Here is a 16,122-nt window from a genome sequence, read left to right on the forward strand (position 1 = left end):
GGGGTCTGGCAACTCTGGGTGGGAGTGCGGGTGGTTCACCGATCGCTTGTCAGCGTCAAGGACGCCTGACTCGAGTTCGACCTTGCGCACTGCACCTCGTCCTCGGCGCCTCCCGAGTGCCGGCGTCAGCCCTTGCGCAGATCGGGCACGGGCGCGCTCAGCACAGCCAGGCGAACTCGCTCCCACGCATGGCGCACCGCTGCCTGCACGGCTGCCGAGGTGGCGCCCAGGATCCTCACCGAGGCACCGCGGCCCTCAGGAAGCTCAGTGACCCCGCAGAGAACATCCGGCGCCTTCGCCAGACCGGAACGCAGCAGATCGACGAGATCGGACGGCTTGGCACGGCGGCTCACGACGTAGAGCGAGGCCAACACATCGAATCCACCCAGCACGCCAGGCGACCGCGGATCAAGCGTCCCCGGCCGCAACCGCAGGGTATCGGCGACCAGGACAGTTCCGGCCGAATCCCGGATTTCCAACTCCGACCAGAACAGGTCGTACACGTGGGTTTCGCCGCGAGCAACCCGTCCCGGGAGCAGCACCTCGCCGAGGATCACCGTGGCGTCGTCGGCGACGGTCACGCACGTGCGTTGGAACAACCGTGAGCCGCGAAACGGTACGACGGGGTCAGGGAGGTACTCCAGAACCGCGCCGGGGCCGACGTGCAGGTTGACCAGCTGCGTGGCGTAGTTGTCGATCGCGGCGAAGATTTTCGTCGGGGCCTGGGTCGTCAGGTGCACGGCGGATTCAGCCGCGCAGTTCACCTCCACCCGGTACCGGTCTCCCTGCACCAGCCCGTCACCTTGCTGCTGCAAGTAGACGAACGCCATTTGCGGCAGCGCCGGGTCGAGGTGGATCGGCCGGTAGATGTGCAGAGGCGCGCGCTGGTACTGCCGCACGACTGTGGTCCGGCCCGCGCGCGGCTCCAGTTCGAGATCAAGCACCCCCACTTTGCCCGGGGCCCCAACCGCCAGCCCGCCGCGGACCGGGCTGCCGAACTCGAGCGCTTCAGCCGGCAACCAAGTCGGGGTGCACCACGCACGATCGTCGCGCGGCGTCATCTCGCGCCGGCGAGGGGGGCGAACCGGTCGATGACCTCCTCGATCCGGTGCGTGATTTCGGCCAGCCCTTCGCCGGTGAAGCAGTTCGAGAAGACGAAGGGCCGACCTTCGCGCACTGCGCCCGCGTCCCGTTCCATCACCGACAAGTCCGAGCGCACCTGAGCGGCCAAGTCGATCTTGTTGATCACCAGCAGATCCGAGTTCGTCACCCCCGGACCCCGCTTGCGAGGAATCTTGTCACCCTGTGCGACGTCGATCACGAAAACGAAGTAGTCGGCCAGCGCACGGCTGAAGGTCAGCGTCAAGTTGTCGCCGCCCGATTCGACCAGCACGACATCTGCATCCGGGTACCGCTGCGTGAGTTCGTCGACCGCGTCGAGGTTCATCGTCGGATCGTCACGCACGGCAGTGTGCGGACACGAGCCGGTCTCGACACCCACGACCCGCTCGGGGTCGAGCACTCCGGCGAGCGTGCGCCGTACGTGCTTCGCGTCCTCGCTGGTGAAGATGTCGTTCGTGACGACGAGGGGCGTGTGACCCGCGTCGATCAGCAACGGTACCAAGGCCTCGATCAACGCCGTCTTCCCCGATCCGACGGGCCCGCCGATCCCGATTCGGGCGACGCCCGGAGCGCGCGGTGCCGTGAACCGCGGCCCGAGGTTGTCCGCGTGTGAATGTGCGTGGTCATCACCGTGCGGTGGCATGACTCTTCCTTCCTCAGCTGGCGAACAGCCGAACTTCGAGTTCCTCGTGCCGCATCCCGAGCACGTCCAGCAATGGCGTGCAACCGGCGATGTCCCGCACGTCCTTGTCGACGGTGAACAGCGCCGCTTCGGCCAGCACCGGGTGCGCTCCGCGCAACACCGCCTGTGCTGTGGTGTGATCGGTCACCGCCAGCCGCACAGCCGCCGCGACCCAATTCGCGGCGAAGGCGAACAGCTCTCCCGCCACCGCCTCGAGCCTCGGCACGCCCAGACCTGCACTCAGCACGCCCAGCGCCACCGCGTGATTTCCCGGTGAGCGTCCGTCCTGGACGTGCTGCGCGAATCGCGCCACCACGCCGATGCCGAACGCTTGACCTGCGACCCGCAGCAACGCCCGTCCAGTTCGCGCGGACGTCTCCCTGGCCTCGCGCGGCAGTTTCACCGCGCTCAGCCGCTGGTCGGCTCGGGTGATCGTGTCGAGGTCGAGCGAATCCTCGGTCGCCACCGCGCGGTGCGCGCAAGCCAACGCGACGCCATCCGAAGGCGCGACGCCGCAGCGGATCTGGTCGTGCAACAACGCCGAGAGCAGCTCCGGATCGCGGACGTCGAACGGGGATCCTGGCTGCGCCGCTGTCTCGAGCCCCGACGACAAGGTGTACCGCCCGCTGGGGAACGCCGAATCGCTGAGCTGCAGGACGGACAAGAACCCCGTGAGCCACTCCGCTCCGGGAGCCGGCGGCGCGTGCCCGGCCATCAGACGATGTAGTAGAGCTGGGACATCGACACCTCGTCGACCGCCGGGACGACCGCCGGCTCCCCGTCGACCGTGACCTGGTACGTCTCCGGGTTCACGACGATCTCGGGCGTCAGGTCGTTGCGCACCATGTCGGTCTTGCCGACCGTGCGGCACCCGCGGACGGCTTCCGTCCACCGGTCGACGCCGAGCCGCTCCAGCACTTTCGCCTCGGCGGCCGCCTGCGACACGAAGGTGACCGACGTCCGTCCCACCGCCTTGCCCAAGCCTGCGAACATCGGCTGCAACAGCACCGGTTCCGGCGTCGGGATCGACGCGTTCGCGTCGCCCATCACCGCATGCGCGACGAAGCCGCCCTTGAGCACGTACTTCGGCTTCACGCCGAACATGTTGGTCGGCCACAGCACGATGTCGGCCAGTTTGCCCGGTTCCAGCGAGCCCACGACGTGATCGATACCGTGCGTTACCGCCGGATTGATCGTGAGCTTCGCGAGGTAGCGCAAGATCCGCTGGTTGTCATCGCCGGCGGTCTCGCCGGGCAGGCTTCCGGTGAGGCGCTTCATCTTGTCCGCGGTGCGCCAGCACGTCGCCACAGTGTCACCGATGCGCCCCATGGCCTGTGCGTCGGAGGAGTACATGCTGAGCGCACCGAGGTCGTGCAGCACGTCCTCGGCGGCCTCGGTCTCGGCGCGGATCCGCGACTGCGCGAACGCCACGTCCTCCGGGTTGTCCGGGTTGAGGTGGTGGGTCACGATCGTCATGTAGAACAGGTTGTCGGTCGTGTCCGTGGTGTAGGGCCGCGTCGGATTCGTCGACGAGGGCAGCACGTTCGGCAACGACGCGATCGCCATCATGTCCGGCGCGTGGCCGCCGCCGGCGCCTTCGGTGTGGTAGCTGTGGATCGCGCGGCCGTCGATCGCGTCGAGCGTGTCCGCGAGGTACCCGCTCTCGTTGAGCGTGTCCGCGTGCAACGCGACCTGCACGTCGTACTCGTCGGCCACCCGCAACGCGCAGTCGAGCGCGGCGGGTGTGGCACCCCAGTCCTCGTGCACCTTGAGCCCGCACGCACCGGCCTCGACCTGCTCCCGCAACGCCTCGGGCCGGCTGCTGTTGCCCTTGCCCATCAGGCCGATGTTCACGGGCAGCGTTGCGGTCGCCTCGAGCATCCGCGCGAGGTGCCACGGCCCGGGAGTGACCGTTGTGCCTTTCGAGCCGTCCGCGGGTCCGGTCCCGCCGCCGAGCAACGTGGTCACCCCGGAGGCGAGCGCGTGCGGGATCTGGGCCGGCGTCAGGAAGTGCACGTGCGTGTCGATGGTTCCGGCGGTGGCGACCAGGCCCTCGCCGGAGATCACCTCGGTGCCGGGGCCGATGACCATTCCGGGGGTCACGCCGTCCTGCAGGAACGGGTTGCCCGCCTGCCCGATCCCGGCGATGAGGCCGTCCTTGACGCCGATGTCGGCCTTGACGATGCCGAGCACGGCGTCCATCACGATGACCGACGTGACCACCAGGTCGAGGACGCCGTCGGCGTTGCGCAGGCCGGGAGCTTGCGCCATTCCGTCGCGGATCGACTTGCCGCCACCGTAGATCGCTTCTTCACCCGGCAGGATCAGGGTCTTCTCCACCCGGGCGATGAGCTCGGTGTCGGCGAGCCGGAACCGATCGCCCGCGGTCGGCCCGTAGAGCGCCGCGTACTGGGCGCGGGGGATCGTGGTCAAGACCGCTCACCCGCCCAGCTGAAGCCGGCCTCGGCGGCCCGTGCGAGCGCACGGGCCGCCGTCCACTTCGCGGAGAAACTCCCGTCGAGCAGCCCGTTGAACCCGATCACGCGGCCGGCGCCGCCGAACTCCACCAGCTCGACCTCCCGCTCGTCTCCGGCCTCGAACCGGATCGACTGTCCGGACGGGACGTTCAGGCGCAGGCCCAGCGTCGCCGGCCGGTCGAAGTCGAGCACTCGGTTGACCTCGAAGAAGTGGAAGTGCGAGCCGATCTGGATCGGCCGGTCGCCGGTGTTGCGCACCGGCAGGCGCAGCGTGCGCCGACCGGCGTTGATCTCAACGGGTTCTTCGGAGAGCAGCCACTCACCGGGAATCATGTTTCTTCCTCTACGGAATCGGGTTGGCGACAGCGATGAGTTGGGTGCCGGTCCGGAAGGTCGCCTCGACCTGGACCATGTTGACCATCTCCGGCACCCCTGGCAGCACCTCGTCGCGCGTGAGCACCTGCTTGCCGAGCTCGGTCACCTCGGCCACCGACCGGCCGTCCCGGGCCGCCTCGAGCAGCGCTTCGGTGATCAGCGCGATCGACTCGGGGAAGTTCAGCTGCAGGCCACGATCCCTGCGTCGACGAGCCAGTTCGGCCACCTGGTAGATCACCAGCTTCTCGACTTCCCGCGGGCTCAGCATCAACGACGAGATCCAGGTCTCGATGCGGGGTCCCCCGGGCTCGGTCTCCGCCGTCATCTCAGAACCCGGCGAGGCCCTGCGGGCTGTTGTACGGGATCTCCGCGGACGTCACCTCGGCGAGCGAGCCGTCGGTCTGCACGGCGTACCCGATCAGCTTCGACGCGTTGGCGTAGATCTGGTACAGGTGCGCGCCGTCCGGGCTGAGCCAGTTGTCGCTCGGCCCGCTGCTGACGGTGCCGTTGAGGGCCCGGAACGTGCCGTCGCCGGGCACCTTGGGGCAGGCGTTGTCGTGGACCAGGGACACGACGTCGCCGTCGATCCGGAAGCTGGAGATGTTGCTGTAGCCGAAGTTCGTGGCGAAGATCCACTTGTCGTCGGGCGAGACCGCGAGCCAGCACAGCTCCGAGGGCAGACCGGCGCTCGTGTCGATCTTCACGACCGGGCCGGTGCCGATCTGGCCGCGGTCGTCGAGCTTGGCCAGCGCGACACCGTCGGCCACGGCGTAGCCGATCACGAAGTGATCAGGGCGGTGGTGCAGGAACGCGGGGTAGAACGGCGAACCGCCGCCACCGTCCTGGAACATCCCGTCGCCCAGCGATCCGTCGTGCTGCAGCGCGAAGACGACGATGCCGTCGGGGTCGGGCGCGTTGGACGCGACGGACTTCTTCGTGCCGTCGCCCTGGTCCGCCCACAGGATCGGCGAACCGTCCGGGTTGGCCGCCGCCGGCTCGTCGAAGGTGGTGCCGACGACCAGGAACCGCTCGTCCGGCGAGAGCACGACCATGGTGGACACCCGTCGCAGCTTCTCCGGCGTGTTCACCGTGTAGCCCTCGGGCCGCGCGGTCAGCCGGCCCTCCGGGTCGACGGTCATCAGCCGCACGTGGTCGGGGCCGAACGAGTGCAGCACGTACAGGGTGCTGGTGGCCGGCGAGAACGCGAGCGACTTCGCCGTGCCGCTGCGTCCGTCGACGATGTTGCCGGTGCGCTTCACGTCGAGCAGCGTCAGCTTGCCGTCGCCGCCGACGGAGAAGCTGGACACGGAGTTGTCGCCGCCGTTGGTGGCGAAGAGGAACTGCTTGTCCGCGGTGAGGATCACGCTGCCGGCCGCCTCGAAGGCGTTCGGCGCGCTCTCCTGGCCGCTGATCGGCTTGTACACACCGGACCCGCCGCCACCGGTGGGCACGCGCTCCACTTCGGTCAGCGCGCCTTCGGCACTGCGCTCGTAGTGGATGATCGCGTTCTTGAGCTCGTTGGTCTGCAGGTACAGGTGGCCGGCGGCCCGCATGGCTGGTTCCATCAGTGAGTTCTCCGTTTCACGGTGCAAAATCCCCGAACCCGCCCGGTGGGGCTGTTCGGGAGTTGGGGGGGGTGGTGGATCAGGCGTCGCTGCGCACCACAGCGGCGATGACGTCGTTGAAGGCTTCCGTCGACGACGGGTGCGTGTAGATCGCTTCCCCGAGCTGCTCGGCCTTGATGCCGTGGCGCATCGCCTGGGTCACGACGTTGATCAGTTCCTGTGCGTCGACGCTCAGCAGTGCGGCACCGAGGATCTCGTCGGTGTCCAGGTCGATCACGAACTTCATCACGCCGCGCGTCTCGTCCACCACGTAGGCGCGCGGCATCGCGATGATCTCCTCGACCGGCTGGCTCGAGACCTTGATCCGGTAGCCGGCTTCGCGCGCTTCGCGCTCGGTGAGCCCGACCATCGCCAGCGGTGGCGTCATGAACAGCGTCCGCGGCACGGCGACCCGGTCGGTCGTGGCGCGCTTGCCCTCGCCGCGCAGCTGGTCGAGCACGATGCGGCTGTCGTCGAGCGAGACGTAGGTGAACTGCGGTCCGCCGTTCACGTCACCGAGGGCGAAGATGTGCGGCTGGCTCGTGCGCAGGTACTCGTCCACCTCCACCGCGCCCCGGTCGGTCACGTGCACACCTGCCGCCGCGAGGCCGAGGCCCTCGGTGGCCGGCCGGCGACCCGCCGCGGCGAGCACGGCGTCGACGACCAGCGTGCGCTCCCGTCCGTCGTGCATGAACTGCACTTCCGCCCCGTCCGCAAGGTCCTCGACCGCCGTCACGTTCGCACCGGTGACGATCTCGATGCCCTCGTCGACCAGGATCTTTTCGGCCACCCCCTGCACGTCGTCGTCGAGGTGGTCGAGGATGCGCGAGGTGGACTCGAACAGCGTGACCTCGGAGCCGAACTGCCGGTAGATGGCAGCGAACTCGATGCCCAGGTAGCCGCCGCCGACAACGGCCAGTCGCTTCGGCAGCTGGGTGCGGTGGATGAGGTCGGTGCTCGTGACGAGGTACGCGCTGTCGCGGAGACCTGGAACGTCAGGGATGACCGGCTTGGAGCCGGTGTTGATGAGGATGTGCTCGGCCTCGACGGTGACCGGCCCGTCGGCCGTGCTCACCCGCACGGTGTGCGGGCCGATGAACTCCGTGTGCCCGGTCAGCACGGTGGCCGTGTCCAGGCTATCGAGCCCGTCGAAGTTTCCCTTGTTGAACAGTGACGTGATGTCGTGCACTTCGCTGACCGCGCGCTCGTACCACTCCTGTGGGTCATCGGTCGGGCGGCGCTTCCGGGACCGGTGCACCAGTGCCTTCGTCGGCACGCACCCGACGTTGGGGCAGGTGCCGCCGTACATCTCCGCCGACTGCTCGGTGACGACAACTCGCTTGCCAAGCCGGGCCATGGTTCCGGCGGTGACCTTCCCGCCCTTGCCGAAGCCGACGACCAGGAGGTCAGCGTGGAGAGAATGTTCAACGGTTTCCATGATTCGGCCCTCTGCGCGCGAGTTCGGACGACACGATGCGGGGGGGAGAATCCCTCGATCGGGACGCCGGTCGCATCCAGGAACCCCCGAGCCGCCACCCCAGGGACCTGCTCTCGAGTCACTCACTGAGCACGCTGTTGCCTCCCAGCGCAGCCGACAAACATCGAGCAGGGTGCCGGCCGGATCGTTCTGGCTGGTTCAATCCGGAAGCCTCACCAGCATGGGCCGCAATGCTTGCGGGCGCGTCCGCAGACAATCCGACGGTAAGCCGCCTTCACCGTGAAGCGGGGCAGACTCGATCAGGTGGGCGCAGGACCAGCGCCGGGAGCTGCCTGAGCACGGCCCACCGAAACCGCCTGTGTCGCGAAGGGAAGTTCACGCTCAAGTTCCACTGTGGAACGCCGACGACCACCACCCAACTGCCGTAGGTCGACGTCCACTACCGCACACTGCGCGCGCGGTAGTGGCAGGTCCTCCGGCCGTTTCGATGCGATGAGCACGCAGATGCTGCGGCCCGACCTGTTCGGTCCAGAACTGACGGAGGTGGTTGACAGTCTGGGCTCCTGATCAAAGGAGGCCTGTGGCTGAGCGAGTGTGGAGCGAGAAGGACCTGGTCAGGCGCGCAGGCGGGACCCCAAGTCCCGCCCGCCCGCCGACTCGGCCGAACCTCGACAGCAGGCCGCTGTCAGTCCGTGATTGCGCGCGCGGCCTGTTCGATCACGTCGGCCACGACGTCCGGGCGAGAGACGGTAACGGCGTGTGAAGAGTCCACTTCGGTGACGTGGGCGCCGGCACGCTCGGCCTCGAACCGCTGTTCGGCCAGAGGAATTGCGAGGTCCTGCAGGGTACTCACCTGATAGCTCGGCTTGGTCGTCCAGGCCGCGGTCGTCAGCTTCTCCGTCAGCGCCGCCACGCCCATGGCTCGCTGTGTGGCCAGCATCAAGGCGGCCTCGCTCGCGGGCACGTCGGCGGCGACCTGGCTGTGGAACTTGTCGGCCTGGTAAAGGAGGTACGTGCCGCTGGTTCCGTCGGGCAGGGTGAACGTGACCGGCTCGGTGGACGTGGGAAACGAACTGCCGGGGAACCTGTCGATCAACTGCTCCGCGGCCTCGCCGGCCGCAGGCATCACCGCCGCAGCGTAGACAAGGGCCTTGACCTTGGGGTCCGCGCCGGCCTCGGTGATCACAGCCCCACCGTAGGAGTGCGCCGCCAGAATCACAGGTCCCTCGATCCTGTCCAGCACGCTGCGAAGGTAGGCCGCGTCGATCGACACGCCCTGCAGTGGGTTGGCGGGGGCGATGACCGGGTAGCCGTCGCTCTGAAGCCGCTGAATCACTCGGTTCCAGATCGACGCGTCTTCGAATGCGCCGTGCAGGAGCACGATGGTGGGCTTGGGTGCTGCGAGAGTCATGGTGTTTCCTCATCAGGATAGCGTGGTTCGTCGACGTGCTCGACACAAACTTGACGTGCACGATCTATTTGCGCACTAGTTCGTTCTGAACAAGTTATGGTGTGCACGTCATAACTTGGGCTGAATGACTTTCAGTTCCGGCGCTCGTAAGGGGTCTGTTCCCCCGCGATCACCGCGAACGGCAGGTGGTTACCGGCCGGCGGCAGCGGGCAGGTGGCGAAATCGGTGAACCCGCAGGGCAGGTTGATGGCCCGGTTGAAGTCCAGGATCACCGTTCCGTCCGCATCCGGCTCGGCCACAAGCAACCCTCGGACGGCCGCGTACGTCGTGACACCGCTGGTCTCGTCGGAGAACAGGATCTCCAACCCGGACTTCTTGCCGTTGAAGGCGGTCAACGTGTACTCGACTCCCGCGTGCCTGAAGCGCACAATGCCTGGCGCGACGTAGACGTGGCCGAGCCCCTCCACGACGGCGCCGACCTGCGTCGGTTTCGGTTCGTCGAACGGCTCGAACTCCCCGGTCAAGACCCAGTCCCGGTCTGGCTCATAAGAGGGCACACCGCGAAACTCGACCCGCGGGGTGGCCTTCGGATCGTGCACCCGGATCAGGTAGCCGGATCGTCGGGCGACCTCGATCTCGATCCCACCGCCGAGTACGCGAGTCCCATCGCCGCTGTTCACCAGCGCGAACCGCGTCACCTCGGTGACCGGAGCCCCGTTGTGACTGAGGTCGGCGCCCGCCGGGTCGAGATAGGCGGCATCCGCGTCCTGCCACCAGAGGCCGGGCAGGTCTCCATGGCGGCGCGGCGTTTCGCCAAGCCACTCGAGCGACACCAGCGCCAGCCAGCCGAACGGTTCGGCCAGACCGCGCTCACGAGCCGCCTTCCACTCCTGCCATTCTGCGACGAACCGGTCGGCGCCCGGGTGCGAGTTCACGTCGATGCTCATCTGATTCACCTCTTGCGTAGTCGGAGAAGACCACCACCGCCATTTGCAACGCGAGCGCACGAGGGCAATTCCACCGAAGACATTGACGTAATATTCCGGAAATAACCTGACCGCGGGCCGAGCTGAGCACCAGCCGACGCTCACTCGATGCGGTCATGATCACCTCGAGGTGACCCAGAAGTGTCAAGAGCTTGACACGAAGATCCGTTCGCCGCGGCCAATCGGTTCGGAAGAATGGTGGGCAAGACTACCCGAGGGAGTGCCGCAGTGAACGAGTCGCCGATCGACGTTTTCGAACGTCTGGTCCGCGCCCGGCCGGCTGAGAACGGTCCAGCTTTCATCGACACCGCCTGCGTGCTCGGCGGGAGCGTGGCCGGCTTGCTGGCCGCACGGGCCCTGACCGATCACGCGGGGGACGACACCGCGAGACTCGACGCCGTCAACGGCCGTGACGTCCCCGATGACGTCCGTCGGCAACGCTGGGCCACGTGCCAGATCATGACCGCTTCCCTCCTCGACGGGGAGATCGCGACAGCTCTCCGCGACGTGGCCTACCTGCTGCGGCACCCCGGACACGCTCGCCGATCCAGCGTTGTCAGAGCGAGCTCTGGCCGCCAACAAAACGAAGGGTCCGGGCCACCCACCAAGGCATTCCATCCGCACCGCCGGTTCGCCGGAAGAGCCGTGATCCTGCACTTCGACCTACACCGCTGTTGCTCCGGCCGTTCTCGGGTCAGGAAGCATCGCCCTGGGAAGCGAATCCGCCTCAGCTGCGCCTCACGCTGCGCAAATTTCCCCGACCTCGCACCACTTCACGGTTCCGATCACCGCGCGTGGAATCAGGCGTAATCGGCTCTCTCCGCCGACGGTCAACGTGAGCGCGTCAGCCCGCTCCGCGCGACGCGCGTCCGACACAGTCACCGCGACGGCGGGCTGGGGCCGGTGCAGCTGCAGCTCTCGACGAGCGACACTGGGCCGGTTCCACGCAGGCCTTGAACGCGTGTCCCGCTCGGGGGCCGCCGTCCGATCATCGCTCGTCGTGGGTCGACTGCGTCGAGCGCAGTGAAACCGGGTCTTCTTCACGGATCCCGACCAGTGCCCCATCCTCTTCGCGTTCGATTTTCCGTGCCTCGGCGATGACCTCCCACACTCGGGCTGCCGGAATGACGACGGCCCCCGCGCTGTCGGCGTAGAGGTAATCTCCCGGCAGGACGCAGACTCCGCCGATCTCGACCGGAACGTTCGCGGCCGCCGGAGTCACGACGTCGCCGCCCCACCGGGTGGCCTCGCCGCCGCACCAAGTCGAGAAGCTGTAGTCGGCGAGCTGGCCGAAGTCGCGCAGGCGGCCGTCGGTCAGCAGGCCGGCGAGACCGTTGTTGTGGGCACGTGACAGCTTGGTGCCACCACCGTGCGAGACGCCAGGGTGTCCTCCGCTGGACATCACGAGGACCTTGCCTGCGGGCTCGTCGCCGACAGCCCGATAAAACCAGCTCGCGAACCCGGCCGCGTTCACTTCTTCCCGATCTTGGCGGTACGGCAAGAATTCGATCGTGGCCGCGGGGCCGAACAGCGGCCTGGTCGGCGTGGGGCTCACCAGGTCCAGGATGTGGACTCGGTGGTCGTAGAAATGGCCGAGCGCGTCGACGAAGGAAGCGCAGGCGATCCCTTGCACCGCACTGAGTGTGGGTGTGCCGTGTGAAGTCGTCATCAGCGCTCCATGACAGTTCGTCCCGAGGGGGCATCGGTTGTCGCGCCAGCGCGGAGGGCGCTACCTCCAGGCAGTGTTGCAGGAGTCTCACCCGGAGGCAACGACATCAACCGCAAGCACGGCGGTCCGCTGAGTGTCCCCGAAGCCGCGGTTCGCGCCGTCGCAGACAGAACGACTCCACCAACAGCACCCGTTGGTGTCTATGGACCAAGCAGTCCCGTGGAGGTAGCTTTGCGCCGGTGAGCATCGAAGCCTATATCGCCGGAGGCGTGCGTACGCCGGTCGGGAAATACGCCGGATCGCTGTCGCATCTGCGGCTGGACGACCTACTCGGCAGCACCATGCTGGCGGCCTGCGATCGGCTGGCTGTCCCCCTCGACCGAGTCGAGGACATCACCGCCGGCTGCGTCAACACCGCCCACGAGGGGATGGGTGATCTCGGGCGGTGGGCAGCTCTCGCGGCGGGGTTTCCCGACAGCGTGCCCGCGGCGACCCTCAACCGGTACTGCGCCTCGTCCCTGTCCGGGGCGATCTCACTGGCGCACGCTGTTCGCTGCGGCGAGCTGGATGTCGCTCTCGCGGCCGGCGCGGAATCCATGTCGCACTCCGGCTGGGCCTTCATGAAGGCCGACGCACCCTTCGCTCCGCGCGGACCGCAGTTCATGCTCGACACCATGTGGTCGGGCTCCGGCGGACCACCACACCCCGCACTGCTCGCCCGAAACGCCTACATATCCATGATCGAGACGGCACAGAACGTCGCCGACAAATACGGCTTGACGCGCGAAGAGATCGACGCGTTCGCCCTGCGGTCCCACCGCCACGCCGCGGCGGCGCGTGACTCCGGCCGGCTCGCGAAAGAGATCCACCCGGTGGAGATCCCGGCCACACGCAAGAAACCAGCGTCCGTCTTCTCGCACGACGAGATGATCAGAACCGACACGACCCTCGACCAGTTGGCCGCCCTGCCCGCGCAGCCGCAGACCACCCAAATGACCGCGGGCAACTCCAGCCCTCTTTCCGATGGTGCGAGCGCTGTCGTCATCGCATCCGGTGCGGCCGTGAAGGAGCTCGATCTCGACCCGCTCGCGCGCGTTGTGGCATCCGCGACTCACGCGCTTGACCCGTTGTACATGGGAATCGCTCCGGCCTGGGCGATGGCCAAGGCTCTCAACCGGGCGGGCGTGACTCCGGAGGACGTCGACGTCTGGGAGGTCCACGAGGCATTCGCAGCTCAGGCGCTGGGAGTTCTCCGGGAGTTGCCGAATCAACTCGGTGGTTTCACGGTGCCGGACGAGAAGCTCAACCCCAACGGCGGCGCGGTGGCCATCGGGCACCCGTTCGGCTCGTCGGGCACACGCTACGTTTTGACGCTCGCCACCGAACTGCGGGAACGCAACGCCCGCTACGGCCTCCTCGGTGTGTGCGCCGGCTCCGGCCAGGGCGTCGCGCTGCTTCTGGAGAATGCACAGTTTTCGCCCCAACGCCGCCGGTGAGGTGGGCCGGCGCCACCGCGCCCGTCATCGCCGGCGGCCAGTCGTCGGTCCCAGCAGATGAAGGGCGCCCGATCGGTTTCGCCAATCCCGTTGATCCACCGGGAGTACCGCGATCGCCAGGTGCCCGAAAGTGAGGTGACCGAACGGGCTGAGCGCGTGGGAAGTCCAAGACGCAGCCCACGCGTTCAGCCTGCTCCACCTCGACAGCCGTTCACCCGCGTTCAGGCAGCTCGTGGACCGTACCGTCCACAGTGGTCATCGACAGATCGGGGAACAGGTCCCCGGGCTGGAGAAGCGGCATAGATCTCGTCCCTTTCAGCGGAAGGTTGCCGTGATCGGGAACTCACGTCCTCGCCCACCCGGTTTCGGGTGCGAACCCGCGTCGATCGAGCTGGCCCCGCTGCGTAACACCCGAAGTCTCGGTGCGCAGCGGCAACCCACCGCGCCGCGGCCGGCCCAACACCCTGATCGGGCCTTCCACGCCGCCGTGGTTCGTGCTGCGGCACGGCATCCGTCCGATCCTCCTTGCGCGGGGCGTGCGTTCCCCGTCGCAGCATGATCCGTGGCCGGCACCATCGCATCCGAGGACCACCCAGTCTCGACCCGAGCCAGCTCGCTTGTCGTCTTGGACCGTCAGCTCGAGCCCGGGCTCCTGGAGCTCTCCGGCCTTGGGCTGCAGTGGGCCTGCGCGAACGCGGCCAGGTCAGGATCTTCACCCTTTTGTTCAAACAAACCAGCATCGGCAAAAACAGCGCCTGGTCAGTGTTATTTTAGACCCAAACCTACGCAAAAGGATGGGCGGCACGCAAGCCGATGAAGTTCGATTCAAAATGAGAACACCGCATCGACGCCATCCCCACCAGCGGAGGTCCCCAGGACACGATGTGGGAGTCGGAAATGAGTAAGGTTTGGTTCATCACCGGGACCTCGCGCGGGTTCGGCCGCGTTTTTGCCGAGTCGGCCCTGGCCCGCGGTGATCAGGTGGTCGCGACCGCCCGGGACCTCAACGCCCTCGGCGATCTCGAGCGCACCTATGGTTCCTCCGTTATGCCTTTGGCATTGGATGTCACTGACAAAGCCGCCGTGGGCGACGCGGTCGACAAAGCTGTCGCCACCTTCGGGCGCCTGGACGTCGTGGTCAACAATGCCGGCTACGGCCTTCACGGTATGGTCGAAGAGCTGAGCGAAGCGGACCTCAGGGCGCAGATCGAGACCAACGTCTTCGGATCCCTGTGGGTCGACCAAGCAGTCCTGCCCCACCTCCGGAAGCAGGGCTCCGGCCACGTCATCCAGATCTCGAGCCTCAACGGCGTCGCCGCGTTCGTGATGATGGGCGGGTACTCGGCGTCCAAGTGGGCCTCCGAAGCGCTGTCCGACTCACTGGCCCAGGAGGTGAGCGGCTTCGGCATCAAGGTGACCATCGTCGAGCCGGCTCTTTACGCCACCGACTTCGCCGGCCCCTCCGCCGTGCACTCGGCGCCGATGGCAGCCTACGACGGCGTCCGCGAGGCGTTCTTCAACGCGATCGGCGACGTCAAGGCCGGCGATCCGGCCGCTGTGGGTCCCGCGCTGCTCAAGATCGTGGACGCCGAGAATCCGCCGCTTCGTGTCGTCTTCGGCGAATACGCGCTGAACGGCGCCCAGGCCATCTATGCCGATCGCGTGGCGACCTGGAAAGAATGGTCCGATCTTGCAGTGGAGGCGGAAGGACAGTCCACCTGAAAGCTGCCACGGGCGGTAGCGATCGACAGCGAAAGCACGCCTCGATCACTACCGTCGGAGACCGGCGGCACGATCGCCTGCTGACGGACTATCAGCCGTCGCCGAGCAACGCGTCGACCGAAGCCCATAGGACGGGTGCAGCGAAGGATCATCGAGTTCGCCGCGCGCGGCGCTCCGATCGCGGCGCTGGCTACTATCGCTTCGCGTGAACAATGCTCCTGCCCGGTCCGCAGACCGGGCAGGAGCATTTCACAACGAATCGTCCGAGCGCAAGATTTCAATGACGGGGATCAAGCGTTCGGTCCGACGCTGATAGTCGCCGAAAACCGGCATCCTGACCACCTGTTCGTCGTAGATATCATCGCGCTCTTTTCCGGTTATCTCGGTCGCCACGGCCGCGAACTTTTCTTCGCCGAGCTCAATCTCGATATCCGGGTGGGCACGCAAATTGTAATACCATGATGGATTTTTTTCACTACCGCCGAAGCTGGCAAAGATGAAGATCCTGCCGCCGGTTTCCAGGCACTCAACCGGAGTGATGTACCTTCTACCCGACTTCGCCCCGACGTGATGAACAAGAGCAAGGTTCGAGTTCTCGAAGTCTAGAACAACTTTTCCTCCTTCAAATTTGACCGCGACGGAACCCCTGACAACGCCCGAGTTGACCCGAAACCTGTCGATCACCTGACGGTTGAGTTCGGATACTTCAATTGCCTCAGCCATGACTAACATCCCATTCCGACGCACACTGCATGAACCCGAACGCTCTCCGGGAAGGTCCGACTTCCGCCGCCACCCCTACCGTAGCGACGGTACAACAAGTCAACCCCCGAGACACTGCCCATTCGATTACACCTGGCTGCCCAGAAGGGCAACGCTCCTCAAAGGCACGGGATGCACCCCGAACAATCGCCATTTTGCGTGGATCATCCTCGAGACCAGTCCCTCAAGTATTCTTCACGTAGCCGAAACCGATCCCATTCTCAAGGGGCCGGCGACGCCCGTCGAGCCGCGAAAGCTTTTCGTGCCCCGAACGCTCGCGGGCTAAGTGATGTCTCGTAACCCGGTTTGAGCTCGGTCGCGCTGATCGTTGATCATGTAGTTGTGCAGGTGATCTCGGCATCGCGTTCGGAATGGATC

14 protein-coding genes are annotated in these 16,122 nt (G+C 66.7%); 2 read left to right on the forward strand and 12 right to left on the reverse strand.

The window, feature by feature from the left end; all coding sequences use genetic code 11:
* Positions 1 to 125: 125 nt before the first annotated feature.
* The 11 genes from ACIA77_RS24450 to ACIA77_RS24500 all read right to left on the reverse strand — a co-directional run bounded on the left by ACIA77_RS24450 (position 126) and on the right by ACIA77_RS24500 (position 11,764).
* Positions 126 to 1,061 carry an urease accessory protein UreD gene (locus ACIA77_RS24450; RefSeq protein WP_395888277.1) on the reverse strand — a complete coding sequence of 312 codons (936 nt, stop codon included), beginning with the start codon at positions 1,059 to 1,061 and terminating at the stop codon, positions 126 to 128.
* A complete protein-coding gene (gene ureG / locus ACIA77_RS24455) occupies positions 1,058 to 1,765 on the reverse strand; it encodes an urease accessory protein UreG (RefSeq protein WP_395888278.1) in 708 nt (235 codons plus the stop codon). The genes ACIA77_RS24450 and ureG overlap by 4 nt, the downstream gene beginning before the upstream one ends.
* Before the next feature lie 13 nt (positions 1,766 to 1,778).
* Positions 1,779 to 2,417, reverse strand: coding sequence for an urease accessory protein UreF (locus tag ACIA77_RS24460; RefSeq protein WP_395888279.1), 639 nt, complete (start codon positions 2,415 to 2,417; stop codon positions 1,779 to 1,781).
* A gap of 101 nt (positions 2,418 to 2,518) precedes the next feature.
* Positions 2,519 to 4,237 carry an urease subunit alpha gene (gene ureC, locus ACIA77_RS24465; RefSeq protein WP_395888280.1) on the reverse strand — a complete coding sequence of 573 codons (1,719 nt, stop codon included), beginning with the start codon at positions 4,235 to 4,237 and terminating at the stop codon, positions 2,519 to 2,521.
* A complete protein-coding gene (gene ureB, locus ACIA77_RS24470) occupies positions 4,234 to 4,614 on the reverse strand; it encodes an urease subunit beta (protein WP_395888281.1) in 381 nt (126 codons plus the stop codon). Before ureB ends, ureC begins: the two co-directional genes overlap by 4 nt.
* Before the next feature lie 10 nt (positions 4,615 to 4,624).
* A complete protein-coding gene (locus ACIA77_RS24475; protein ID WP_395888293.1) occupies positions 4,625 to 4,927 on the reverse strand; it encodes an urease subunit gamma in 303 nt (100 codons plus the stop codon).
* Between the two features lie 55 nt (positions 4,928 to 4,982).
* Entirely contained in the window at positions 4,983 to 6,221 is a 1,239-nt protein-coding gene (locus ACIA77_RS24480; RefSeq protein WP_395888282.1) for a beta-propeller fold lactonase family protein, read from the reverse strand.
* A gap of 79 nt (positions 6,222 to 6,300) precedes the next feature.
* Positions 6,301 to 7,698: an FAD-dependent oxidoreductase gene (locus tag ACIA77_RS24485; protein ID WP_395888283.1), complete on the reverse strand. Its 1,398-nt coding sequence runs from the start codon at positions 7,696 to 7,698 to the stop codon at positions 6,301 to 6,303.
* 685 nt (positions 7,699 to 8,383) lie between these two features.
* Entirely contained in the window at positions 8,384 to 9,109 is a 726-nt protein-coding gene (locus ACIA77_RS24490; RefSeq protein ID WP_395888284.1) for an alpha/beta fold hydrolase, read from the reverse strand.
* Between the two features lie 131 nt (positions 9,110 to 9,240).
* Entirely contained in the window at positions 9,241 to 10,056 is an 816-nt protein-coding gene (locus ACIA77_RS24495; RefSeq protein ID WP_395888285.1) for a DUF1684 domain-containing protein, read from the reverse strand.
* 1,027 nt (positions 10,057 to 11,083) lie between these two features.
* Entirely contained in the window at positions 11,084 to 11,764 is a 681-nt protein-coding gene (locus tag ACIA77_RS24500; RefSeq protein ID WP_395888286.1) for an RraA family protein, read from the reverse strand.
* 239 nt (positions 11,765 to 12,003) lie between these two features.
* Between ACIA77_RS24500 and ACIA77_RS24505 the strand changes: the two genes are divergently transcribed.
* Both ACIA77_RS24505 and ACIA77_RS24510 read left to right on the forward strand, forming a co-directional pair.
* A complete protein-coding gene (locus ACIA77_RS24505) occupies positions 12,004 to 13,260 on the forward strand; it encodes a thiolase family protein (RefSeq protein ID WP_395888287.1) in 1,257 nt (418 codons plus the stop codon).
* Between the two features lie 897 nt (positions 13,261 to 14,157).
* On the forward strand, positions 14,158 to 14,982 hold the full coding sequence (locus tag ACIA77_RS24510) for an SDR family NAD(P)-dependent oxidoreductase (RefSeq protein WP_395888288.1): 825 nt from the start codon (positions 14,158 to 14,160) through the stop codon (positions 14,980 to 14,982).
* Between the two features lie 249 nt (positions 14,983 to 15,231).
* Here ACIA77_RS24510 and ACIA77_RS24515 read toward each other — a convergent pair whose 3' ends face one another.
* Entirely contained in the window at positions 15,232 to 15,705 is a 474-nt protein-coding gene (locus ACIA77_RS24515) for a nitroreductase/quinone reductase family protein (protein ID WP_395888289.1), read from the reverse strand.
* Between the last annotated feature and the right edge of the window lie 417 nt (positions 15,706 to 16,122).

The organism is Amycolatopsis sp. NPDC051903 (assembly GCF_044452505.1).
GTDB lineage: Bacteria > Actinomycetota > Actinomycetes > Mycobacteriales > Pseudonocardiaceae > Amycolatopsis.

Bases quoted from the DNA above. Each gene is read 5' to 3' on its own strand.
- ACIA77_RS24480 (WP_395888282.1), bottom strand. From the start codon at position 6,221: ATGGAACCAGCCATGCGGGCCGCCGGCCACCTGTACCTGCAGACCAAC.
- ACIA77_RS24495 (WP_395888285.1), bottom strand. From the start codon at position 10,056: ATGAGCATCGACGTGAACTCGCACCCGGGCGCCGACCGGTTCGTCGCA.
- ACIA77_RS24500 (WP_395888286.1), bottom strand. From the start codon at position 11,764: ATGACGACTTCACACGGCACACCCACACTCAGTGCGGTGCAAGGGATC.
- ACIA77_RS24510 (WP_395888288.1), top strand. From the start codon at position 14,158: ATGAGTAAGGTTTGGTTCATCACCGGGACCTCGCGCGGGTTCGGCCGC.
- ACIA77_RS24515 (WP_395888289.1), bottom strand. From the start codon at position 15,705: ATGGCTGAGGCAATTGAAGTATCCGAACTCAACCGTCAGGTGATCGAC.
- ureG (WP_395888278.1), bottom strand. From the start codon at position 1,765: ATGCCACCGCACGGTGATGACCACGCACATTCACACGCGGACAACCTC.
- ACIA77_RS24490 (WP_395888284.1), bottom strand. From the start codon at position 9,109: ATGACTCTCGCAGCACCCAAGCCCACCATCGTGCTCCTGCACGGCGCA.
- ACIA77_RS24485 (WP_395888283.1), bottom strand. From the start codon at position 7,698: ATGGAAACCGTTGAACATTCTCTCCACGCTGACCTCCTGGTCGTCGGC.
- ACIA77_RS24450 (WP_395888277.1), bottom strand. From the start codon at position 1,061: ATGACGCCGCGCGACGATCGTGCGTGGTGCACCCCGACTTGGTTGCCG.
- ureB (WP_395888281.1), bottom strand. From the start codon at position 4,614: ATGATTCCCGGTGAGTGGCTGCTCTCCGAAGAACCCGTTGAGATCAAC.